This is a genomic window from Acinetobacter sp. UBA2581 (genome assembly GCF_002339435.1).
Classification (GTDB): Bacteria; Pseudomonadota; Gammaproteobacteria; order Pseudomonadales; family Moraxellaceae; genus Acinetobacter; species Acinetobacter variabilis.
On record NZ_DDLD01000093.1, the window covers coordinates 19,844 to 41,646 of the forward strand.

Annotated in this window: 19 protein-coding genes; 5 read left to right on the forward strand and 14 right to left on the reverse strand. The window is 43.5% G+C overall.

Going from position 1 to position 21,803, the window contains the following annotated elements; genetic code table 11:
• Positions 1-60 precede the first annotated feature (60 nt).
• Positions 61-333 carry a hypothetical protein gene (locus tag B3Q46_RS11900; RefSeq protein WP_286715973.1) on the forward strand — a complete coding sequence of 91 codons (273 nt, stop codon included), beginning with the start codon at positions 61-63 and terminating at the stop codon, positions 331-333.
• Positions 334-403: 70 nt separating this feature from the next.
• On the opposite strand, the gene B3Q46_RS11905 is transcribed toward B3Q46_RS11900, so the two are convergent.
• The 4 genes from B3Q46_RS11905 to B3Q46_RS11920 form a co-directional block, all read right to left on the reverse strand.
• Positions 404-1,543, reverse strand: a complete 1,140-nt coding sequence (locus B3Q46_RS11905) for a hypothetical protein (RefSeq protein WP_286715975.1) — start codon at positions 1,541-1,543, stop codon at positions 404-406.
• Positions 1,544-1,637: 94 nt separating this feature from the next.
• Positions 1,638-3,056, reverse strand: a complete 1,419-nt coding sequence (locus tag B3Q46_RS11910; protein ID WP_005232510.1) for a hypothetical protein — start codon at positions 3,054-3,056, stop codon at positions 1,638-1,640.
• 9 nt (positions 3,057-3,065) lie between these two features.
• On the reverse strand, positions 3,066-3,245 hold the full coding sequence (locus B3Q46_RS11915; RefSeq protein ID WP_005232508.1) for a hypothetical protein: 180 nt from the start codon (positions 3,243-3,245) through the stop codon (positions 3,066-3,068).
• Positions 3,246-3,496: 251 nt separating this feature from the next.
• On the reverse strand, positions 3,497-3,664 hold the full coding sequence (locus B3Q46_RS11920; RefSeq protein WP_004781698.1) for a hypothetical protein: 168 nt from the start codon (positions 3,662-3,664) through the stop codon (positions 3,497-3,499).
• A 415-nt stretch (positions 3,665-4,079) separates the two neighbouring features.
• On the opposite strand from B3Q46_RS11920, the gene B3Q46_RS11925 reads away from it, so the two are divergent.
• A complete protein-coding gene (locus B3Q46_RS11925) occupies positions 4,080-4,280 on the forward strand; it encodes a dodecin family protein (protein ID WP_005232506.1) in 201 nt (66 codons plus the stop codon).
• 59 nt (positions 4,281-4,339) lie between these two features.
• Here the strand turns inward: B3Q46_RS11925 and B3Q46_RS11930 are convergent, their stop codons facing one another.
• The 4 genes from B3Q46_RS11930 to ompR form a co-directional block, all read right to left on the reverse strand.
• The gene (locus B3Q46_RS11930) at positions 4,340-5,035 is read right to left on the reverse strand and encodes a DsbA family oxidoreductase (protein ID WP_005232505.1); all 696 of its coding nucleotides are present in this window, start codon (positions 5,033-5,035) and stop codon (positions 4,340-4,342) included.
• Between the two features lie 201 nt (positions 5,036-5,236).
• The gene (locus tag B3Q46_RS11935; RefSeq protein ID WP_004781704.1) at positions 5,237-6,754 is read right to left on the reverse strand and encodes an acetyl-CoA hydrolase/transferase family protein; all 1,518 of its coding nucleotides are present in this window, start codon (positions 6,752-6,754) and stop codon (positions 5,237-5,239) included.
• Positions 6,755-6,959: 205 nt separating this feature from the next.
• Positions 6,960-8,420 (reverse strand): ATP-binding protein, encoded by a 1,461-nt coding sequence (locus B3Q46_RS11940; protein ID WP_005232503.1) that lies wholly within the window; start codon positions 8,418-8,420, stop codon positions 6,960-6,962.
• A gap of 310 nt (positions 8,421-8,730) precedes the next feature.
• Entirely contained in the window at positions 8,731-9,495 is a 765-nt protein-coding gene (gene ompR, locus B3Q46_RS11945) for a two-component system response regulator OmpR (protein WP_286715982.1), read from the reverse strand.
• A 336-nt stretch (positions 9,496-9,831) separates the two neighbouring features.
• Here ompR and B3Q46_RS11950 point away from each other — a divergent pair, with 336 nt between their 5' ends.
• Together B3Q46_RS11950 and B3Q46_RS11955 are read left to right on the forward strand one after the other, a co-directional pair.
• Entirely contained in the window at positions 9,832-12,183 is a 2,352-nt protein-coding gene (locus B3Q46_RS11950) for a Tex family protein (protein WP_286715984.1), read from the forward strand.
• 81 nt (positions 12,184-12,264) lie between these two features.
• On the forward strand, positions 12,265-14,232 hold the full coding sequence (locus tag B3Q46_RS11955) for a DUF2075 domain-containing protein (RefSeq protein ID WP_286715987.1): 1,968 nt from the start codon (positions 12,265-12,267) through the stop codon (positions 14,230-14,232).
• A gap of 36 nt (positions 14,233-14,268) precedes the next feature.
• Here B3Q46_RS11955 and B3Q46_RS11960 read toward each other — a convergent pair whose 3' ends face one another.
• The 6 genes from B3Q46_RS11960 to B3Q46_RS11985 form a co-directional block, all read right to left on the reverse strand.
• Entirely contained in the window at positions 14,269-14,586 is a 318-nt protein-coding gene (locus B3Q46_RS11960) for a hypothetical protein (protein WP_004781714.1), read from the reverse strand.
• Between the two features lie 61 nt (positions 14,587-14,647).
• Positions 14,648-15,724 carry a patatin-like phospholipase family protein gene (locus B3Q46_RS11965; protein ID WP_005232497.1) on the reverse strand — a complete coding sequence of 359 codons (1,077 nt, stop codon included), beginning with the start codon at positions 15,722-15,724 and terminating at the stop codon, positions 14,648-14,650.
• Between the two features lie 158 nt (positions 15,725-15,882).
• Positions 15,883-17,502, reverse strand: coding sequence for an ABC1 kinase family protein (locus B3Q46_RS11970; RefSeq protein ID WP_286715991.1), 1,620 nt, complete (start codon positions 17,500-17,502; stop codon positions 15,883-15,885).
• A gap of 12 nt (positions 17,503-17,514) precedes the next feature.
• The gene (locus tag B3Q46_RS11975) at positions 17,515-18,228 is read right to left on the reverse strand and encodes a ubiquinone biosynthesis accessory factor UbiJ (protein WP_005232493.1); all 714 of its coding nucleotides are present in this window, start codon (positions 18,226-18,228) and stop codon (positions 17,515-17,517) included.
• Positions 18,229-18,242: 14 nt separating this feature from the next.
• Positions 18,243-19,187, reverse strand: coding sequence for a bifunctional demethylmenaquinone methyltransferase/2-methoxy-6-polyprenyl-1,4-benzoquinol methylase UbiE (ubiE, locus tag B3Q46_RS11980; protein WP_005232491.1), 945 nt, complete (start codon positions 19,185-19,187; stop codon positions 18,243-18,245).
• 260 nt (positions 19,188-19,447) lie between these two features.
• Positions 19,448-20,152: an FFLEELY motif protein gene (locus tag B3Q46_RS11985; RefSeq protein WP_005232490.1), complete on the reverse strand. Its 705-nt coding sequence runs from the start codon at positions 20,150-20,152 to the stop codon at positions 19,448-19,450.
• Positions 20,153-20,358: 206 nt separating this feature from the next.
• Between B3Q46_RS11985 and B3Q46_RS11990 the strand changes: the two genes are divergently transcribed.
• A complete protein-coding gene (locus tag B3Q46_RS11990) occupies positions 20,359-21,780 on the forward strand; it encodes a polyphosphate:AMP phosphotransferase (RefSeq protein ID WP_286715996.1) in 1,422 nt (473 codons plus the stop codon).
• Positions 21,781-21,803: the final 23 nt, after the last annotated feature.

The following is a 21,803-nucleotide window of genomic DNA, read 5'->3' on the forward strand; positions in this document are numbered from 1 at the left end:
ATAGATAATAATTAAAATATTAATTTATAATAACGATTATTAAGTTGAGAGAATTCTCCCATGAAAAAATCACTGATGATGAGTCTGAGTGCAATCATTCTGATGTCAATAAGCGCAGCCACAATGGCCGATACTGAGTCCAAAAAAGTGACTCGTAGCGATCGTATTATTTTTCAGGCACCAATGAAAAAAGAAGCGCCAAAAGTAAAACGAATGCAGCGTACAGACCGCGCAGTATGGAATATGCCACAGATGGAACAGCCTTCTTTGCAGCAAAAACGTGTGATTCGTAGTGATCGTATTGCCTTTACAACGGTTGAGCACCGCCAATAAAAACTTATTGGATTCAGTCATTAAAAAGCCCATATTTTATGGGCTTTTATAGTTTCGGATTTGTTCAAATTTAGAAAATGGCCTCAAGACGTACCATCGCACCCAGATAATGGCTTCGGTCCAGTCGGTCATCATTCAGATAGTTCAGGTCGCCTTGCACAAAGAACCATTCACGTAAGAAAGGCTGTCTCCAGGACACATAAGGTCCCCAGCGATTTAAGCGTAAATCTTTATCATCCAGATAGCCGCCCGTATAGATGCCATAGTTAAAGCGGTTGCCCTGGAAAAATTGATGCTGTCTGAAGGTATAGTTGTCCCAGGTCAAATCGTCTTCCTGCTCATCTGCATAGGTTAAACTTAACTGATTGGAAAAAAAGGCCTCATTGGGACGAGCATGGATCAGTTCCAGGTTGGTCCGCAAATAATTTTCACTCTGCAATCCATAGCGATAAATCTGTTCGGCATGAAAAGAGAAGTCATTCTGCATCGCCCAGTCTTTACTGATTTTGGCCCGTACATAGATATCATCCCCAGAACGTACCCCCAGATCCAGATCGCTATCGAAAGGTAGGCCATTTGAAAATTCTGACCAGCGTAGTGCAAACGAGCTGTTGTTTTCACGGGTACGGCGAATATCCAGATTTTTATCCCGGGCATTGCCAGGATTTTCATTGGTAATTGCGACATTGCTATCCAGTTCGTTATCCAGGCTGTCATCACCAAAGACCAGACTTAACTTTTGTTCCAAGGTTGGAAGCTTGATTTTTCCTCGAATCCTCGGCTTGATTTCATAGTTTTCATATTTGTCCCAGCTATTATCCAGGATGATTCGCAAAGTCGCAGTTGCTGGCTCATCCGGGTTGGTCTGGCCAAACCAGTTATCAATCTTATGTGCGGTGCGGTCTGCCCATTCACGGATTCTTTTCTGCTTTTTGTCAGCCCAAGATTTATCTTCTGTTTCTTCGGTGGTGGGCACCATCGCTTCGTCTGACTGTTCAGGTAAAATCGTAGGCGTGGCATCGATCAAGCGTGGAATCTGATCTAAAATACCTGTACCTGTACCTGTACCTGTACCTGTACCTGTACCTGTACCTGTAGGCTGTTCTGTTTCTGCAGGTTCTGTAGGAGATGCTTCTGCCCAAACTGGGCTACTACTTAATCCCACGCCAAGTGATAGCAATAAGATTCGAGTAATTTGGTTTATTCGCATGAGTTGATTCTTGCTCTTATCGTATTTTATTTACTGCGCTAGTTTTCTAAAAAATAAGGAAAAAAAGCAAGGATAAACTACATAACTACATCAATTATTTAATGATTTGTGCCTGAATTGCCATATAAAAATCTAAAACCCGTACCGGCTGTGACAATCCTAAAACAATTTGATGAATTTTTTGCCAATTCAAATCCTTATCACGTTTGAGCATTAAATAAGGATAAGCGATTTCCTGATTGGACAATGCCAGGCGACGTTCTCCATGAATCACCCGAATTTTCTGATGTTCCTGTAGCAATAAAATTGGAGTAGAAAAATCAGCGGGCGCTTCCTCAAAATTGATAAATTTCTTTTGATGAATACACCGAGCCGGAATATAGGCATAGCTTTCCTCAGGCATCCAGACCGTTTCGGCTTGTTGCAGATATATTTCACTGAAAAGATCTATCTGATCAAGACAGGCACCTAAAGCTGCCCATGATATGGATTTTATCTCTATACAACGCCGTCCACGTTGCGTGCCCCAGTGCTGGATACAGGAATTGGCCTGCAAGAGGCTCGGTGCGCCTAAGAGCATCAGATATTTCAGACCTTGCCCTTGCTGATCGGTCTGCATGGAGAGATAAACAGGACGTGCCTGCCAGTGCTCTTCCTCGGCATAATATAGCGCTATTTCCAGATCGGCCGGTTGGGAGACAGTCGGTTGTAATTCTAGGGCACAGAGACGCCGTATAGTCGCTCCAGCATGTTCTAATGGATGCAGCAGAGCAGAGAATTCACCTAGCTGTATAGATTCAGGGAAAGTAATATTTTCATCTATTATCAAAAGAGAGGATGAACTATCTGTGTTGTCTATTTCTATAGACAGCTCAGCTGTTTTAGCTTCTTCTGTTTCGCTAGTTGCTCTGTCTAAATCAGGTTTAATTGTTTTAGACAGTTGAGGTGCAGTGATCTTGGTCTGGATCTGCAAACTGCCCTGATGATAACGCGCGATTTCCAGGGTAAGCGTATCGAATTCGGCATCCTGAACAGATAAAGCCGGAATATCCAGTTGGGGATCGAGAGGAAAATATGCGCCTTGTTGCTGTTGTTGTAAAAGCCAGTTGCGGGAATTTACTAATTCATCCCATTCACTATGTAAAAAATCAGATTGGTCTACAGGACCCAACCAGATTTGCCAGCCTTTTTGTGGCTGATGAAAAAAGGCCCAACCTGTTTCTGAATGTGCAGTGAGTGCCTGTTGCAGCTGGACAAGGTCCTTAAAATAACCGCGATAACGGTGATGAAACTGGGTGCTCGCTGCAAACTGATGTGCTGCCATCTCCGGCTGGACACGGGATTTAAAACTTAAAATCTGATTTTTAAAAACAGGTTCATCACAGAGATGAAAAATATCCTGGAGTCGTTTTTTGGTTCGGGCGGCTTCATATAAACTGAGGGATTTATGTTCTAGTTGCTGCCCCAATTCATTTAATTCTTTAATTAATTTTGCTTTTTCTAAAGCATTCATTTTAGCTCTCTAGATATATTTGAGTGCTTTATCCAGTGTCTTGGCCATGATTATATTGACCGCGAGTTCTACCAGTTTGTATTCGATAGAGTTGGGATCTGGATAACGCTCAGCCATTTCAATCAAAAAATCCACAGAAATTGCCTGCGGAGAAATTTTTCCCTGTATTAATGCTTGAAGCTGGTTCATAACAAGAAAGTCTGAAATCAATAAAAGATCAGGTTCTGATTATAAGCATCTGTTTGACAAAATACTTGATTATTTTGAGTATTTTTTAAGCGAATTTGGTAGTTGTTTTTGAATAAAAAGTGAATGAAATCAAAATAAAAAATAATGAGGTTTTTAATGCTCTTTAAATAGAAGAACAAGTTAAATTTTCGAAGCCCTGAAATAAAAACAGGCTGAATAATTCAGCCTGCTGGGAGATTTCGCTTAAAGACTTAAGCCGCTTTTTCAGTTTCTGCAGTTGCAGTATCTGTTGCTACAGTTTCAACTGGTGCTTTGCTCACAGGGAAATCTGGAAGATAAACCACTTGAGCCATTTGTGCTGAAGCTTGTAGAGAAAAAGCCATCACAGTTGCTGCGCATAAAAATTTAACAGTTTTCATAACATGACCTTTTGATATCTGGGTGTTCAAGAGTTTGAACAAGGGAAAAGTTAGTCCTAAATCACGTGAAAAATAATATCAAATGGCAATTAATAAAAAATGATCAAATCGGCAAGAAAAGCAACTAAATTTAGATAAAATACTCTATAAAACAATGTATTAGAATATTTGCTCTAGACGGTTTTGGATTGTTTTTTATACATTTTTTAGATGTTTTAGAAGCTTTTAAGCAAACATTTATTTGTTGATTATCGAAAATAGAGAACTAGATTTAAATTTTTTTAAAACAGTAATGACAGATTAGTATTTGTTCATTCCCTGTAAGTTTTTGCTATCGCTTGTTTGCTAAGAGCTGTAGAGAAATTTAAATCAACTAAGATGAATGTTTCTATCTTCACAGAGTGAGTGTTGAATCATGGCAATTGCAAAAGTGGTAGAAGTCAATTCAAGCAGTAGTAAAAGCTTTGAGGATGCAATTCAGACTGGCATCGCGAAAGTCACAGAGACGATTAAAAATGTTCAAGGTGCTTGGATCAATGAACAGAAGGTCGTTATTAATGACAATAAAATTACCGAATATCGTGTCAATCTAAAGATTAGTTTTCTGGTTGAATAATTCATATCATCCATAAAAATCCCCATCTTGAATGGGGATTTTTTGATTTGATTTAGTTTTTATTCAGGCTTTGCCGGAACATCACAAGCATCTGTAGAACACTGATCAGCTGCTGGCTGTTCCTGTGGCTCCTCTAATGCCTTTTCAAGGACTTGCAAGAAAACTTCCTTCGGCTGAGCACCTGCCAAAGCAATACGCTGGTCAAAAACGAAGAAAGGTACACCGGTAACTTTGAGCTGGTCACGCGCTACTTCCTGGTCAAATTTAACAAAATCCGCAAATTCATCCGAGTCGAGTAAATCATCTACTTCAACCGGGTTCAGGCCAATACGCGCTGCGACATCTTCCAGCGTTTCACGTTCACCAATTGGCAGGCCTTGCGTCATATAGCTGTAGAAAAAGGCTTCCTGAGCTTCATTGCCTAGACCTTTGCTTTGTGCCAGGTGAATGATGCGATGCGCATTCAAGGTATTGCCAGAATTGGCGCCTTCCCAGTTAAATTCAATGCCTTCCTGTTTAGCCATGGCTGCAATATTGCGCTGCATGTCTTCAACTTCTGGCACTGAGCGGCCATATTTTTGTGCCAAACGCTCAGAGTTGGAAACTTCCTGACGGACTGGTGCTTCAGGATCTAGCTGAAAACTATGCCAATGGACTTCAAGTTCAATCCCACTTTCCTTTGCAGCAGCTTCCAGACGTTTTTTACCAATATAGCAAAAAGGGCAGACCACATCTGACCAAATATCTACGCGCATGTCATGTCTCTAATCTTTGTCTTGGTAGAAGTATGAGGGTGAAGAACTGGAATTTAAAGCCCTGCATCCAAACTAAGTGCAGTTTAATCATTCAAAATATTTAAGAAGTTAATCTGATCAGATTTTTATAGATGGATTTGTCCTTGTTTATTTATTTTTCCATAAAAAAACGCCCCGTAGGGCGTTTTCTGAATCGGTCAATTAAGCAGTTTTGACTGCAGCTTCTACTGCAAGCATATGACCATTTTCTTCAAAGTTAGAGTGCCAAGATAATGCTTCACGAAGCAGGTGAGGTGTATGGCCACCTTTCGCACATGCACGGTCGAAGTAGTCATTCAATGCATCACGGTACATTGGGTGTGCACAGTTATCGATGATCGCACGAGCACGTTCACGTGGCGCCAGACCACGAAGATCTGCCAGACCTTGTTCAGTTACCAGAATATCTACATCATGTTCAGCATGGTCTACGTGAGACGCGAATGGTACTACTGAAGAGATGTCGCCACCTTTCGCAATTGATTTGGTCACGAAGATTGCCAAGTGCGCATTACGTGCGAAGTCACCTGAACCACCGATACCGTTCATCATTTTAGTACCACAAACGTGAGTTGAGTTCACGTTACCGTAGATATCGAATTCAAGCGCAGTGTTGATCCCGATAATACCTAAACGACGTACCAGTTCAGGGTGGTTAGAGATCTCTTGTGGACGTAATACCAGTTTGTCTTTGTATTGCTCAAGGTTGTTAAATACTTTCTCGCCATATTTAGCAGAAAGTGTAATTGAAGAACCTGAAGCAAACTTCATCTTACCTGCGTCGATCAATTCAAAGGTACAGTCTTGTAGTACTTCTGAGTACATGATCAAGTCTTCGAAGTTTGAATCTTTCAGACCCGTCAATACCGCATTTGCGATTGAACCAATCCCTGCTTGAAGAGGCCCGAGGTTTTTCGGTAGACGGTCTTCAGCCACTTCTTTTTCAAAGAAAGCGATCAAATGGTTGGCAATACTTTGAGTCTCATCATCTGGTGCGGTCACAGTAGATGGAGAGTCATGCAATTCGCTGTTAAATACGATACCAACAATTTTAGATGGATCGATATTGATCGCATGCGTACCGATACGCTCATCCACTTGAGTCAATGGAATCGCTTGACGCGTTGGACGATATGTCGGGATGTAGATATCGTGCAAGCCTTCAAATGCCGGGCTTAAATTCGTATTGATTTCTACAATCACTTTTTCAGCAAAAATTGCAAAACTTGCAGAGTTACCTACAGAAGTTGTTGGAATGATGCCGCCATCTTCAGTGATCGCAACTGCTTCAATTACCGCTACATCAGGTTTTTTCAACTGCTGGTTACGCATCTGTTCAACTGTTTCAGACAAATGCTGATCGATGAACATCACTTCGCCTTTATTGATCGCTTTACGTAAAGTGTTATCGACCTGGAACGGTAAACGGCGTGCCAATACACCAGCTTCAGTCAATTGTTTGTCTAGATCGTTCCCTAGTGATGCACCAGTAATTAACGTGATCTTTAATGGATTTGCTTTTGCGCGTTGTACTAAAGCTAAAGGAACCGCCTTCGCTTCACCAGCGCGAGTAAAGCCACTCATACCCACAGTCATACCATCTTCGATGAATTCAGCAGCTTGTTCAGGGCTGATGACTTTGTTGTGTAGGGAGGCTAAACGGATACGATCTAAAGACATTTCAACTCTCATAAATTCTTAAATAATGATACGGATTGTACCGATCAAAAAATGTATTTTGCATAGGTGTTAGGCTAAGGTCTAATTTTTTAGCTAAATGTAGGTATAATGAAAAATGATGTTTTTTAAATAATTGAATTATTGAAAATTAAAATGAATTGTATAGAAATACTAAAAAGTCGTTTGATGCTTTTGTGATCACTTACTAGAAGTGATCAGTGAGCGTTTGACGAATTTTATCCAAGGTGGTTGGGGCAGTAGGTGCCTCTGAATCTGCTGTTTTCAGAGGTAAGGCAATAATGGCTTCCAGACCGCCTTCAGGCCGATTCTGGATATGCAGCTCACCTGAGTGAATATCTACAATACGTTTGACAATGGCCAGACCCAGACCACTGCCTTGTACGGTACGCGCAGAATTTCCACGAACAAAGGGTTGCATCAGCGCTTCAATCTGGTCTTCTGGAATCCCTTCACCATGATCGGCCACACTGATCATCAGTTTATGGTCCTGCACATAGGCAGCAAGCTCAATCGGTTCTGCACCATAGCGTTTCGAGTTGTTGATCAGGTTACCAATCAGGCGTTTCAGCGACATACTGCGTACTTCAACCAGTGGTATCTCTTGAGGTGTAAAGCGAATATCGAGTGGCTTAAACTGCTTGACCAGTTCCTGCAACAGTACATTGACATTGGTTTCTTGCAGCTCTTCATCGGAGCCATCCCGCATATAGGAAATGAACTGGTTCAGAATGGCATCCATATCCTCGACGTCATAAATCAGGCCTTCCTTGAGAAAGTCTTCATCCGGCATCATTTCTGCGCTAAGACGGATACGGGTCAACGGTGTACGCAGGTCATGTGAAATCCCCGCGAGCATGATTCGACGATCACGCTCGGTTTGATCCAAGGTATAAATCATCTGGTTAAAGGCATGATTCACCTGACGGATTTCCAGCGGACCATGATTGGTATCCAGATAAGGAGCGGAACCATTTTTACTATAGCTGTTTGCTGCATTCTGCAAGCGGCGTAAAGGGCGGTTCAGCTGACGCACCAGGGTCAGGATAATAATTCCGGCAATGAGTGGCGTACCCAACAGCCAGCCTAGAATCAGTTCAGGGCTATAGTTGGCATAGGTTTTAAGAGGCTCACGTACCCAGTTGCCATTCATTTCTGGAGTTTGAATCCAGATGCGTGGACTTGGCTTGAACTGGAAATAAACGGTTGCCTGTTCGATTCTTAATTCTTTGGCCAGTTTGGTTTCAATCTGGTTAGTAAAGAATTCGGCAATGACCTTGTCTTTTACATTCGGATATTCAGCCGGATTGGTGACATATTCGATTCCGATCCGGTTTTTGAGCCAGGTATCAATATCGACTTCCTGTTCTTTATGATAAAGACGCAGGTCCGGATTATTGAGAATTTCCAGCTCCATAGCCAAATAACGTGCATGTTGCTGAATTTCAGGTAAATAAAGTGTGCGCCAGAAAAACCAGATTGACATGAACAGGCTGAAACAGACCACAAAGACCACCAGTACAGTGGTTCGCATTGCTGCAGAGCGCGGTTTGATTTTGTCCAGAAAGCGTTCCCAAGGGGTACGTTTTTTTTCTGAGTAGCTGACAAAATCGGTAAATTTTTGTGGGTCGATGGGGTCGAGTTTCACTGAGCAATCCTGTGCTATGACTTCAGCAAATTATTATGAGTTGATTAAAAGGCCTTATCACACCGGAGTCAAACCATCTGTAATTTAGATATAGGTTGAAACCTTCGGTTCGACCTACTTTTGTTTCGGCAAAAGTAGGCAAAACCATTTTCATTCGCAAAACTCGTCAAATTGCGGCAAGTAATCAATTTATCGCAGAAACATTAGAGATGAATACCTCCTGCCTCAAACAGTTGCGAATGAATTTGTCACGTAATTAAAAACTAAATTGATAGACGGACGAATATTTTACTTTCTTCTAATAAGAAAATTATTCAGTACCATCTGGAACAAACACATAACCGACACCCCAAACGGTTTGAATATAACGCGCACGGGCAGGGTTTTCTTCAATCAAACGACGTAAGCGTGATACCTGAACGTCAATTGAACGTTCCATCGCACCCCATTCACGACCACGCGCCAGATTCATCAGCTTGTCACGAGTTAAAGGTTCACGTGGGTGTTGTACCAGCGCTTTTAATACTGCAAATTCACCGGTAGTTAAGGTCACCACCTGTCCTTCACGAGTCAGAGTACGTGTCGACAGATCCAGTGACCAGGGGCCAAAGGATACCACTTCCATTTGCTGGCTAGGAGCGCCTGGAACTTCACGGACTTGACGACGCAAAACTGCACGGATACGTGCCAGCAATTCATTTGGATTAAATGGTTTAGGCAGGTAATCATCTGCACCGGCTTCCAGACCTGCAATACGATCTGAATCGCTGCCACGTGCGGTGAGCATAATGATTGGAATATCAATATTCGACTGGCGTAGGCGACGACAGATGCTGAGGCCGTCTTCTACAGGCAACATAAAATCGAGCACAATCAGAGAAAACAGTTCCCGCTGTAATAGTCGATCCATCTGGGTAGCATCGTGCGCAGTTTTAACGACGAAGCCTTTATCTTCAAGGAAACGTTGTAACAGGGTACGCAGACGCACATCATCATCGACAACCAGGATGCGCTCGACCCGGTCGGTTTCGGTATGTACAGCATCGGGTTTTTCAGCAGGTACCACTAAACTCATGAGGTGCTCCTTTATTCTTTATTGTCGTCATAAACAAAAAATGAAATATGCTTTGAGTATACGATTCATTACTATTAATTGACTATGCTCTAAAGCATCAAATATTGCAGTTAAAATCAAGACATAGATACCAAATATATACATCTATATGCGAAAAAAATCGTCTCGGAACAAGAATAAAATGCAAAGTTCATGCAAACTTTAGTGGAAAAACTGGAAAACGATCGTATACGGTTATCTGAAGCTTATATAAATTAATAAAAACAATGGTGGATTTTATAGACCTGGTCTTTATAATCATGCCATTTAGTACTTATCCTTGTGGGATCAAACACGATGACTGACTTAGTTCAGCAGTTGGCAAAAGAACTTGCCGTACGTCCAAATCAAGTAGAAGCTGCCATCAAACTGATTGATGAGGGTGCCAGCGTTCCTTTCATTGCACGTTACCGTAAAGAAGTAACGCAGGGCTTAGACGATACGCAACTACGCCAGCTCGATACACGTTTATCGTATTTGCGTGATTTATATGAACGCCGTGAAAAGGTAATCGAATCACTAAAAGAACAAAATAAATTATCTGATGATTTATTGGCACGGGTGAATGCGGCAGAAACTAAAAATGCCCTAGAAGAAATTTACGCACCATACCGTCCAAAACGTACCAGCAAATCGTTTAAAGCCAAAGAAGCCGGTTTAGGTCCGATTGCAGAAAAAATCTTTACTGAAGCCGTGGATCCAGCAGAAGCTTTAGCGGGCTTTAGCCATGAAGATTATCCAGATCAGGAAAGCCAGCTCGATGCAATCCAGCACATCCTGATTGATGACTGGGCACAGAATATTGCGTTGACCACTGAGCTTAAAGCAATGTTTGCTAAAACTGCCGTGCTGAAAAGTCTGGTCGCTAGCGAAGAGAAAAAAGAAGTTGGTAAAAAATTCCGTGATTACTTCGATTTCTCTGAAAATCTGAACAAGGTACCTTCGCATCGCTTATTGGCAATGCTACGTGGCCGTCAGGAAAATGTACTGGGCCTTAAAGTAGATGGCGAAGATGATGCACCATTGGCACGTATTGAAACTGAATACAACCTGGATATCATTCAGCCGCAATCTCGTCAGGATTTCTTAAAGCAAACTGCGAAACTGTTCTGGCTTGGTAAAGTTCGTCCAACGATCGAACATTCATTATTGACTGAAAAACGTCTGGCTGCTGAAGCTGAAGCAATGCAGGTCTTTGCTGAAAACCTGCGTCATTTACTGCTTTCTGCGCCTGCAGGTGCCCGTACAACTCTGGGTGTAGACCCTGGTATCCGTACTGGTGTGAAACTGGCAGTGGTGAATGAATCAGGTGATGTACTGACACATAGCACCATTTACCCATTTGCACCGAAAGATGATAAAGAAGGTTCACTGACTGAATTGGCGCGTCTTTGCCGCGAATTCAATGTTGACCTGATTGCAATCGGGAATGGTACGGCCAGCCGTGAAACTGAAGCATTGGTTGCTGAAATGATGGCTGCAAATAGCGACCTGAAATTGACCCGTGTTTCTGTTTCAGAAGCGGGAGCTTCTGTTTACTCAGCATCTGAACTGGCTTCTCAGGAATTGCCTGAATTGGATGTATCGATCCGTGGTGCAGTATCAATTGCACGCCGTCTGCAAGATCCATTAGCAGAACTGGTGAAAATCGATCCTAAGTCCATTGGTGTAGGTCAGTACCAGCATGATGTAAACCAGACCGGTCTGGCAAAAACTCTTGAAGCAGTCGTTGAAGACTGTGTGAACTCGGTCGGTGTGGATGTGAATACTGCATCTGCTGCGATTTTGGGTTATATCGCAGGTCTGAACAAATCAATCGCGCAGCAAATCGTGGACTTCCGTAAGGAAAATGGCCGTTTTGACAACCGTCAGGACCTGAAAAAAGTGCCACGTCTAGGTGAACGTACTTTTGAACAGGCAGCGGGTTTCTTGCGTATCCAGCAAGGTTCAGAACCATTAGATGCGTCTGCAGTTCACCCTGAATCTTATCCACTGGTATCTAAAATTGTTGAAGCGAAAGCAACGACTGTAAAAGATATTATTGGCAATACTGAAATCATTCGCCAGGTCAATGCTGAAGAGTTTGTCGATGATAAATTCGGGCTGCCAACCGTTCAGGACGTTTTGGCTGAACTGGAAAAACCTGGCCGTGACCCGCGTCCAGAATTCCGTACCGCAAAATTCCGTGATGATATTACTGAAGTGGCTCAATTGACTGAAGGCATGCAGCTGGAAGGCGTAGTCACCAATGTGACTAACTTCGGTGCTTTCGTGGATGTTGGTGTACATCAGGATGGTTTGGTACATATTTCTGAATTAGCCAATGAATTTGTGGCTGATCCGCATAAAGTGGTAAAACCAGGTCAAATCGTACAAGTTCGTGTACTGAACGTTGATGTGGAACGTAACCGTGTCAATCTGTCGATGCGTCCTGAAGGTTCGGAAGCGCCAGCGAAAGCACCACGTCAACCACGTCGTGACAATGAGCAACGCGGTGAGCGCAAGCCACAAGGCAAACGTCCACAGCATGCACGTCCACAAGGTGACCGCCCGCATGGCAAGAAACCTCAAGCGGCTAAACCACAAGAAAATAAAATTGGTGGTTTAGGAGCACTATTACTTCAAGCCGGGATTAAAGGTTCGAAATAATCTTTAGGCTCTAAACGAAAAACCTCCCAAAAGGGAGGTTTTTCGTATCGACAATATTAAAAAATCTCAAAGAATCTAAAAATGCTAAGAAGTTATTATCAAAGTTCCATCCAAGATTTTTTATCTAGCTCAAATGACTTAATCTTAGGTAATTTGGCACAGCATCATGAATTTGCACTTGAAGATTTACAGAAAAATGCTTGGTTAGCACAAATAGATATTTTAAAAGCAAATTTAGTTGGTATAGCAAAGGGTCATCTTTACTTTGAGTACAGCATTCCTCGAATGGGGAAGCGTGCTGATAATATTCTGATTATTCGTAATTTAATCTTTGTTATTGAGTTTAAGGTTGGGGAAAGTTTTTACTCTACAACTGCAAAAAATCAGGTGATTGATTATTGCTTGGATTTAAAGAATTTTCATTCACAAAGTCATGATAAAAAAATTATTCCAATTCTTATAGCTACTGAAGCGGATACACAAGAGATCATTTGGGAGGATGTAGATGATCTTGGAGCACCCATTTGTTGTCATCAGTACAATTTAAACCAAATGATTCTACAGGCTCTTGCGCATTATGATGTGGGTATGGACATTAATATCCAAGAGTGGAATCAAGCCAGCTATAGACCGACACCCACAATCATTGAAGCAGCGAAAGCACTTTATCAAGGACATCAAGTTGAAGATATTTCCAGAAGTGATGCAGGGGCGATTAATTTAAAAATAACTTCAGCACGTATTGAACATATTATTGAAACAACAAAAGAAAAACGACATAAGGCAATTTGTTTTCTTACAGGAGTACCGGGTGCTGGAAAAACATTAGCAGGGCTGAATATTGCTAACCAGCGACTAAAAAAAGACGAATCAGAACATTCAGTTTTTCTCTCGGGCAATGGCCCACTTGTTGATGTGCTAAGGGAAGCGCTGATTCGACAAACAGTCGAAACAGCAAAAACTGAAGGTCAACTTGAAACCAGATCAAGTGCTGAAAGAAAAGCAAAAGCTTTTATTCAAAATATCCATCACTTTCGAGATGAGTACTTAAGGTCATTAGAAGCTCCTATTGAAAAGGTGGTAGTATTTGATGAGGCACAAAGAGCTTGGCGCAAAGAACAAGTTTCTAACTTTATGAAGCAAAAAAAGGGAATTCAGAGCTTTGATAAATCTGAACCACAATTTTTGATTGAGGTAATGGATCGGCACACAGATTGGTGTGTGATTATTTGTTTGATCGGTGGCGGTCAAGAGATTAACACTGGAGAAGCAGGGGTTATCGAATGGTTAGATGCTTTACAACAGCATTATCCTGAATGGCAGATTTATTATTCTGAGAAAATTTTAGAGGATCGTGTCTATATACAAGATCAAAGCCGAAAGCATCATTTAATTCAGTATGGTAATAAAGAACCTGATTTACATTTGGCGGTATCAGTAAGGTCGTTTAGAAGTGAAAGAGTTGCTGAACTTGTCCAAGCAATTTTAGATGGGGATGCGACGAAAGCACAACATATTTATAGCCAAGTTATAAAATCCTATCCAATTGTTTTAACAAGGAACTTGGAAAGAGCCAAGTCGTGGCTAAAACAACAAGCTAAAGGGACAGAGCGTTACGGCATGGTTGCGAGCTCAGGCGCAAGAAGACTCAAAGCAGAGGGGATTGATGTTAAAAATAAAATCACACCATCTGATTGGTTTTTGAATTCTACAATTGATGTACGTTCTTCATATTACTTAGAAGATGTCGCCACAGAATTTGATGTTCAAGGATTAGAATTAGATTACTGCTGTGTTGCGTGGGATATTAATTTTTACTTTAAGGATGGTTGGTGTTATCAAGCATTTAAAGGAACAAAATGGCAGAACATCAATCAGATGGAAAAGCAAAAATATCTACTGAATACTTATCGTGTTTTGTTGACTCGTGCGCGTCAAGGAGTGGTGATTTACCTACCGAATGTAGATGATAATGATTGGACCAGACCGAGTGAATTGTATGATTCAACATATCAATTTTTAAAAGCCTGTCATCTCAAAGAAATTTAAAAAAAGCCTCCCCATCGGGAGGTTTTTTATTTTGGATTAACTATTAATAATCGGAACAATCCAGCTGGTAATAATCAATAAAATACCCAGATGTCCCAGTTTACGTGTCACATAAACCAGTTTAGACGGTGGTTGTTCCAGCTGTTTGGCATACTCTTCCATGGTGATGCCTTGTTTGCCTTTACTAGTATATAAAAACACACCCAAATCCAGACAGATCAGAATGGTACCAATATCTGCCACCAGTTCCATCAGCTCAAATTGCTGGGTATACAGCGACATGCTAACGCTATAAATCAGATAAAGTCCAAAGGCTATACATGCATATTGCAGGATCACTAAAAATTTCTGCATAAATCTCAACAGTTCAAAAAATTAAGGCAATTATACAAACAATTCGGACAGACTGCGCCCATTACAGACTTTGCATCACATCGGCAAAATTCTGCTTCTCGACTAGTTCCAGAAATTCATCTCCCAAGCGCTGACTTTCTGCAATACATTGCTTCCAGAGCTGAATCCGCTGGGCTTGATCCAAACCCTTCAAAGTGAAGTCCTTACGATCCGGTAAACGACCCAAAGGCAAACTTTGCTGATATTCCTGAGAGGGAGAAATTAGCAAAGTTCGTGCCTGATTTTCCGGGCTTGCCGTGCGTTTAAACAGCTTATCGAACCAGCCAGGAGTAATGCTGTCAGTAAAATGCGGATACAGCACGATGCCTTTGCTCTGAAACGGCAGGTCAATATGATAGTCAATCAAGCCACCATCACGATAATAACCTTGCGGTGCATCCGGAATATTATTGACCGCTGCCATCACGCCCGGAATAGAAGCAGAAGCCATCAGCCATGACAAAACACTTTGCTCAGTCAGGGCATGATAATGTGTAGTAAATCCATCATCGGCAATTTTAAACTGTTCACCGGTATTCGGCTGGCTGATCACACGTTGCATAAAATGGCGACTATGTTTGCGCGCTACAGCGGTAGTTCCCACAATGCCAGCTACAGAGGCGAGTAGGGGGAGCGCCTTGTCACTTTGGAAAATGTGCTGGGCTTTAATCGATAATACCGTCAGATGATAATCTGGATGATTCACTAAATCGGTTTCTTTGCCTTGTACCAGATCCAGCAGCATGCCACGACAAACGTCACTGACCTCCTTACGGGTCATTTTCTTGTGAAAGTATAGATGGGTATACAAGTCGGCAAGACGTTCAGTGCCTGCTTTGGCTCCCCACGCCGCGACACTGGCAAAACGCCAGCTGCCAATGGATGAACCGACTAGCGTTCTACGCTGAGGGGCACGGGGGAAAAACTCGCCAAAAATGGCCTGATCCAGTCCCTGAATGCCAATACCCTTGGGGCCACCTGCAGCACCCGGCACAATATCGACCTGTTCGGGTTGCAAACCTTCTTTCAGAATCAGCTCACGAGCCTGATGCCCAGCACGGATTTTCAGAGCAGGCGCATGTTTTTGTAAAATCTGCATAAAGGTTCAACCCATATTTGACCAATGAGGACATATTTTAAGCATCTGGTCACAGAGCCCAATGGCAAGATGTATCCTAAAGTGACTTAGGAGTCATAGGGGAGGAGAAAAATAAAAAAACCTGAACAATGTCAGGTCTTTTAAGAAGGTTATTTCAGTTATTTTGCAATCCGCCAGACTGCGAGTACGCTTGCCAGTACGATCAAAATCACTGACACAAACCATGGTGAAATGATCGCAATCGAAAGCAGAATGGCCATGATGCTGCCAAAAATCCAGCTACGTTTTTGCTGATGTTCCATTTGCAGGCGCATGCTTTGCAATTCATTAAGCTGCTTGGCATGCCAGGCGGACTGGTTTTTCAGACCGTTCAGGCTGTCGATCATCAGGGTCGGTAGGTCCTGCGCGCCCAAAAGCAGATCCGGGATTTTTTGTCCGAGTTCCTTGATATTCTTTTGCGGATTCATCTGGGCTTTGACCCAATCGGTGAGGATGGGTTTCGCCAGACTCCAGATATCCAGTTCAGGATATAAATCTGTTCCCAGGCCTTCCACATGTACCAATGTTTTCAGTAACAACATCAGTTGTGGCGGGATTTCCAGATGGAAACGACGGGCGATGTCCATGACCTGAATCAGAATCCCGGCAAAATCCAGTTCATGCATCGGCTTGGAGACCATTGGACCCACGGTACGACGCATTTCGCGTGCTAGTGCGTCCTGATCGGTACCTGGTGGAATCCAGCCGGCCTGATGCACAATCTGAATCAGCTGCATGAAGTCACTGTTCATGACCGCCAGCAGCATACGTGCCACGGTCATCTGGTCATGCTTGGACAGCTCTCCCATAATCGCGCAGTCCAGCGCAATAAAGCGCGGATTGGCCGGATTGATAGTTTCAACAAAGACATTACCCGGATGCATATCCGCATGGAAGAAGTTGTCGCGGAACACCTGAGTAAAGAAAATCGTCAGACCTTTACGTGCCAGATCAGCACGGTCCATACCCAGTTCATCAAAGGTGGCAATATCCGAAATCGGAACACCGGTAATCCGTTCTGCCACCAGCACGTCCTTACTGTCCATATAGACTTCAGGCACATACATCATGCTGGAGCCAGTGAAGTAGTAACGCATACGGCGGGTATTGTCCGCTTCCAGAGTCAGGTCCAGCTCATTCAGAATGATCTGGCGATAGTCCTGAATAATTTCTGACAAATGCAGGGCACGCGCTGCTTCCAGACGTTTTTCCAGAAAATCACCCAGCCAGCTTAGAATTTCAAAATCCTGCAAGATCTGCTGGCGAATATTCGGACGGGTCACTTTGACCACCACTTCACGGCCATCATGCAGGGCTGCGGTATGCACCTGTGCAATCGAGGCAGCTGCCAGTGGCTGAACATCAAATCGGGCGAACAGGGTATTTACATCCGCTTTTAATGATTCCTGAATACGCATCTTGGCGACATCATTATCAAAAGGCTTAACCTGATCCTGTAACAGGACCAGTTGTTGCAGCACTTCAGGCGGAATCAGGTCACGACGGGTCGAAAGCAACTGACCCAGCTTGATTGCCAGCGGTCCCATTTCTTCCAGTGCCAGTTTCAGCTTGAGTGGATTCTTACGCTCACGGCTAGACCAGGCTGCCGGATGCATACGGATCAAAGATAAAATATGCCGGGCTTTTTCAGGAAGTTCTTCCGCAGGAAACAACGTGTCGAGTCTATAGTGCGCGGCGATGCGCCAAATTTCGAGTAGACGTGAAACATGCGGAATCATAAAGCGGTGTACCTAGTATTGAGAAGGAATATGAGGTGTAGCTGGAGTAAATGGCTGATCAGTAGAATCGTCAGATTCAATCTGTGCCTGAAGCTGACGGATTTTGGCTTCAACGCGATCCAAATTCTGATTCAGGATGCGAGTATCCTGATTCAGGTCATCCATTTGCCAGCGCGGGGCAAAGAGACCACTATCTTCTTTCAGGGCATCTTCAGCAAAAAATAACTGGCTTTGTAAAGTGCGTTTTAAATGCTTCGGAGCCAGCTGCAACTTGCCAATTTCATGTGCCAGAGCAGGGCCAATCCAGGGACTCAAATGAGCTGCCAGATCAGGCTCAGCCTGCTGCATGATGCGCTGGATTTCTTGCAGAAGTTTATAGTCACCTTGCAATGGAATATTGCCGACTTCATCAGCAAGCAGCAGTTTAAGCAGCTCTACGACATTGCTCACCTGCAGCGTCGCCGTTGCTTCAGGAGTTTGAGCACTATTGGCTTCATAAGGGCGCTGTTCAAATATCGAAGAGTCTTCAGTATGACCGGTTGGCGTTGGCTCCAGACGAACCTTGCCTTCATCAAAGAAGACATCGACGGACAGCTGCGGTGAAGTAATGACCACCCGCAGCATTTTCCCAGCCAAAGCATTGAGCTGAATGCGGGTAATCGCATCCAGATCAATCATATGATGAATCAGGCGTTCAACAGCACCGAGTGCGAGAAGTGACCACATATTGGGTACAACCCTTAAAGCTTGAAGCCACGGTGAACGGCAACGATACCGCCGGTCAGATTGTGATAATCACAGTTCTGGAAGCCAGCATTTTCCATCATACCTTTTAAAGTACGTTGGTCTGGATGCATACGGATTGATTCAGCCAGGTATTTATAGCTTTCTGAATCATTCGCCACGATTTTGCCCATGATTGGTAAAGCGGTGAATGAATACAGGTCATACAGTTTTGAAAATGGCTCGAAGACTGGTTTAGAGAATTCCAGAATCAGTAAACGGCCGCCTGGCTTAAGCACACGATACATGGCTGCCAGTGCTGCATCTTTATCGGTCACGTTACGCAAACCAAACGAAATGGTCACCAGATCAAAGCTGTTATCGGCAAATGGCTCTAGAGTTTCTGCATTCGCCAGAACGAAATCAACATTGGTACAGCCGGCATCAATCAGACGGTCACGGCCAACATTCAGCATGGATTCGTTAATATCAGACAGTACTACATGACCGGTAGGGCCCACTTCACGGCTAAATACTTTGGCCAGGTCACCCGTACCGCCCGCAATATCCAGCACATGCTGGCCACGGCGTACACCTGACATATTAATCGCAAAACGTTTCCATAGACGGTGAATACCGAATGACATCAGGTCATTCATGATATCGTATTTGCTGGCCACCGAATGGAATACTTCAGCCACTTTCTGGGCTTTTTCATCACTGCTCACGGTCTTGTAGCCGAAGTGTGTGGTTGGACCGACGTTACCGGTATTGGCACCGCGTGGCAGGTTATATTTAGGGACAGTTCCAGTCACAGGGGTATCGGTCAGGCGTTGTTCTAGAGATTGTTGCTGACCTTGTGGAGCGCCTTGCGGAAGCGGAGTGGTTAAGAATGGGCTCACTTTGTCTGTCTGTTGTGCCGACTCGGGTGTAGGGGTAGGCGTTTGATTTTCATTCGACATTGGAGTCACTCCTAACATATCAATCGGGTTAATCTTGCATTGCCTGCATAATGACAGATTCTTGGATGTTATTCAGCAATCATGATGCAATTGTTATGAATAATATACAGAAAAATAGGAATGTGGGCGGAAATCTTCACCGCCAGTGATCGAATAATTCATATGATTTATCACTGGCAATGTCCTGCCATACAAACCCGAAAATATCAGGATCAGGCAGGACCGCAAGCCTTCCTCATCATGGATGGGAAAGGAATCTATTATTGAAATGGCATTGGGTCGCCTGAATGCACCTTATCAATAATGCCACGTTCAATCGCAGTAAAGTCATGCACGAATTTTTCTGCCGATTTTAACGGTTTCATGGCCTGGAAACCGTCCTGCATAAACTCATACATCACCTGAAAATGATATTTATTGGCTGCACCTTTACACATCTTGAAAGCGGTATAAACCACAAAGGAACGCATATATTTATCCAGGCTAACACCTAGCTGATCCAGCAATGCCAGCTGTTTCAAGCGTGCTTCCCCCTGATCCAGTTTCAGATAGGTCACGCGCATCATTTCATCGGTCAGTGGTGTGTTGGCAGGATAATCCTCTAAAAGCTGGATTGCGACCTGTTCATCCAGTTGCACGGCCAAGATCGCCAGTTCTACGCCTGAGGTTCCGGTTTTCAGGGCATTTTCCGGAATCATTTTTTCTGCCTTGTGCGCATATTTCATCAGTCGGGCAATCTGTTCGGCCAGTGCGTCAAAGTCTGGGCCGCCATAGAGCCGATTCAGGAAATATTCGGCCATCAGCTGGTTATTTTTTTCAGAAAAATGCTGATGATGGCTGCGCTGCATCCGTGCCTTTTGCCATGCCTGCACATCCTGTAAACGGCTTAAAATTTCAGGCTGAGTGTGATACTTCAGCTGATAATACTGTTCTAAGAGTTCATCTAATCGGGCAAGTTTGGACATGTATTTTCAAATATGATTTTTCGATCTCAGAATCTTAGAGGGTGTGGCGCAATCTCGCTATGACAAATTGATCAATGATTCCTTATTTGAATGTCAATTTGCTGTTTAAACAGACAATCTAATCGTGTGAAAAACGTTGCTAACGCTATTTTTGCCTTCAAACTCCTCGCTATACTGCCCACAAGAATAAAAGATGAGGGATCTCCATGCGTACAGAAGAACAAAGTTTCCAGTTAATGGATGAAGACAAGCTATCCCTTGCGCTGATCAATGCCCAGTATGATCTAAGGAAAACCCAAGGTCAGAAAAATGGCAAAAGCCTGATTGTTCTGGTCAATGGAATCGAATTGGCAGGTAAGGGTGAAGCAGTCAAACAGTTACGTAAATGGGTAGATCCTCGTTATTTGCAGGTAAAGGCCGATCAGCCGCAAGTATTAGGAGAAAAACAGACCTTCTGGCAACCCTATACACGGTTTATTCCTGCCCAGGGCCAGATCATGGTCTTGTTTGGTAACTGGTACAGCGATCTGCTCAGAACCACCATGCAGACCAGTGCCATTGATGATGCCCAGTTTGATGCCTATCTGGAGGATATGCGTACCTTTGAGCAGGATCTGAAAAATAACTATGTTGATGTGGTCAAGGTCTGGTTTGATTTGCCCTGGAAAACGCTACAAAAACGCCTGGATCAGATTGATCCGAGTGAAATGCAATGGCACAAACTGCATGGCCTGGACTGGCGCGACAAAAAAAAGTACGACACCGTGCAGTGTTTGCGAGAGCGGTTTACTAAAGACGAAGACTGGCTGATCATTGATGGGGAAGATGAAAAACGGCGTGACCAGCAGTTTGCGCAGCATATTTTGCAGTCTTTAAAACATTGTCCTAATCATCCGGTTCGAGCCGAGGGACGATGGAAGCAAGCCAAAATTCCAGAATTATTGCAGCATCCTTCGCAAGAGCTTGCCAAGACAGAGCACTATAAGGCGGAACTGAAAAAACTGTCTCCTCAGGTGGCCAAGGCGCTGCGCTCAGACCCACGCAATGTGATTTTACTGTTTGAAGGGATGGATGCAGCAGGCAAGGGCGGAGCGATCAAGCGGATTGTGAAAAAGCTGGATCCACGTGAATATGAAATCCAGACCATCGGGGCGCCGGAAAAATATGAACTGAATCGACCTTATTTATGGCGTTTCTGGAACAAGCTGCAAACTGATGATGATATCTGTATTTTTGACCGTTCTTGGTATGGTCGGGTGCTGGTAGAACGGGTAGAAGGCTTTGCCAGTCCGGCAGAATGGCAGCGGGCCTATGATGAAATTAACCGATTTGAACAGAGCCTGATTAACCATCAAACCGTAATTATTAAATTTTGGCTGGCGATTTCCCAGGAAGAGCAGGCCGCCCGTTTCAAGGCGCGTGAAGATACTCCACATAAGCGTTTTAAAATCACCGATGAAGACTGGCGTAACCGGGAACGTTGGGAGGATTATTTAAAAGCGGCCGCCGACATGTTTGAACGTACGTCGACAGAACAGGCACCATGGCACATTATCGCCACTGATGATAAAAACACCGCTCGGGTCGAAATTTTAAAAACAATTTTAAAGCAGCTTCAGGCAGATTAATCTGCCTGAATTATGAAAATTTT

Bases quoted from the DNA above. Each gene is read 5' to 3' on its own strand.
- B3Q46_RS11900 (WP_286715973.1), top strand. From the start codon at position 61: ATGAAAAAATCACTGATGATGAGTCTGAGTGCAATCATTCTGATGTCA.
- B3Q46_RS11905 (WP_286715975.1), bottom strand. From the start codon at position 1,543: ATGCGAATAAACCAAATTACTCGAATCTTATTGCTATCACTTGGCGTG.
- B3Q46_RS11910 (WP_005232510.1), bottom strand. From the start codon at position 3,056: ATGAATGCTTTAGAAAAAGCAAAATTAATTAAAGAATTAAATGAATTG.
- B3Q46_RS11915 (WP_005232508.1), bottom strand. From the start codon at position 3,245: ATGAACCAGCTTCAAGCATTAATACAGGGAAAAATTTCTCCGCAGGCA.
- B3Q46_RS11920 (WP_004781698.1), bottom strand. From the start codon at position 3,664: ATGAAAACTGTTAAATTTTTATGCGCAGCAACTGTGATGGCTTTTTCT.
- B3Q46_RS11925 (WP_005232506.1), top strand. From the start codon at position 4,080: ATGGCAATTGCAAAAGTGGTAGAAGTCAATTCAAGCAGTAGTAAAAGC.
- B3Q46_RS11930 (WP_005232505.1), bottom strand. From the start codon at position 5,035: ATGCGCGTAGATATTTGGTCAGATGTGGTCTGCCCTTTTTGCTATATT.
- B3Q46_RS11935 (WP_004781704.1), bottom strand. From the start codon at position 6,754: ATGTCTTTAGATCGTATCCGTTTAGCCTCCCTACACAACAAAGTCATC.
- ompR (WP_286715982.1), bottom strand. From the start codon at position 9,495: ATGAGTTTAGTGGTACCTGCTGAAAAACCCGATGCTGTACATACCGAA.
- B3Q46_RS11950 (WP_286715984.1), top strand. From the start codon at position 9,832: ATGACTGACTTAGTTCAGCAGTTGGCAAAAGAACTTGCCGTACGTCCA.
- B3Q46_RS11955 (WP_286715987.1), top strand. From the start codon at position 12,265: ATGCTAAGAAGTTATTATCAAAGTTCCATCCAAGATTTTTTATCTAGC.
- B3Q46_RS11960 (WP_004781714.1), bottom strand. From the start codon at position 14,586: ATGCAGAAATTTTTAGTGATCCTGCAATATGCATGTATAGCCTTTGGA.
- B3Q46_RS11965 (WP_005232497.1), bottom strand. From the start codon at position 15,724: ATGCAGATTTTACAAAAACATGCGCCTGCTCTGAAAATCCGTGCTGGG.
- B3Q46_RS11970 (WP_286715991.1), bottom strand. From the start codon at position 17,502: ATGATTCCGCATGTTTCACGTCTACTCGAAATTTGGCGCATCGCCGCG.
- B3Q46_RS11975 (WP_005232493.1), bottom strand. From the start codon at position 18,228: ATGTGGTCACTTCTCGCACTCGGTGCTGTTGAACGCCTGATTCATCAT.
- ubiE (WP_005232491.1), bottom strand. From the start codon at position 19,187: ATGTCGAATGAAAATCAAACGCCTACCCCTACACCCGAGTCGGCACAA.
- B3Q46_RS11985 (WP_005232490.1), bottom strand. From the start codon at position 20,152: ATGTCCAAACTTGCCCGATTAGATGAACTCTTAGAACAGTATTATCAG.
- B3Q46_RS11990 (WP_286715996.1), top strand. From the start codon at position 20,359: ATGCGTACAGAAGAACAAAGTTTCCAGTTAATGGATGAAGACAAGCTA.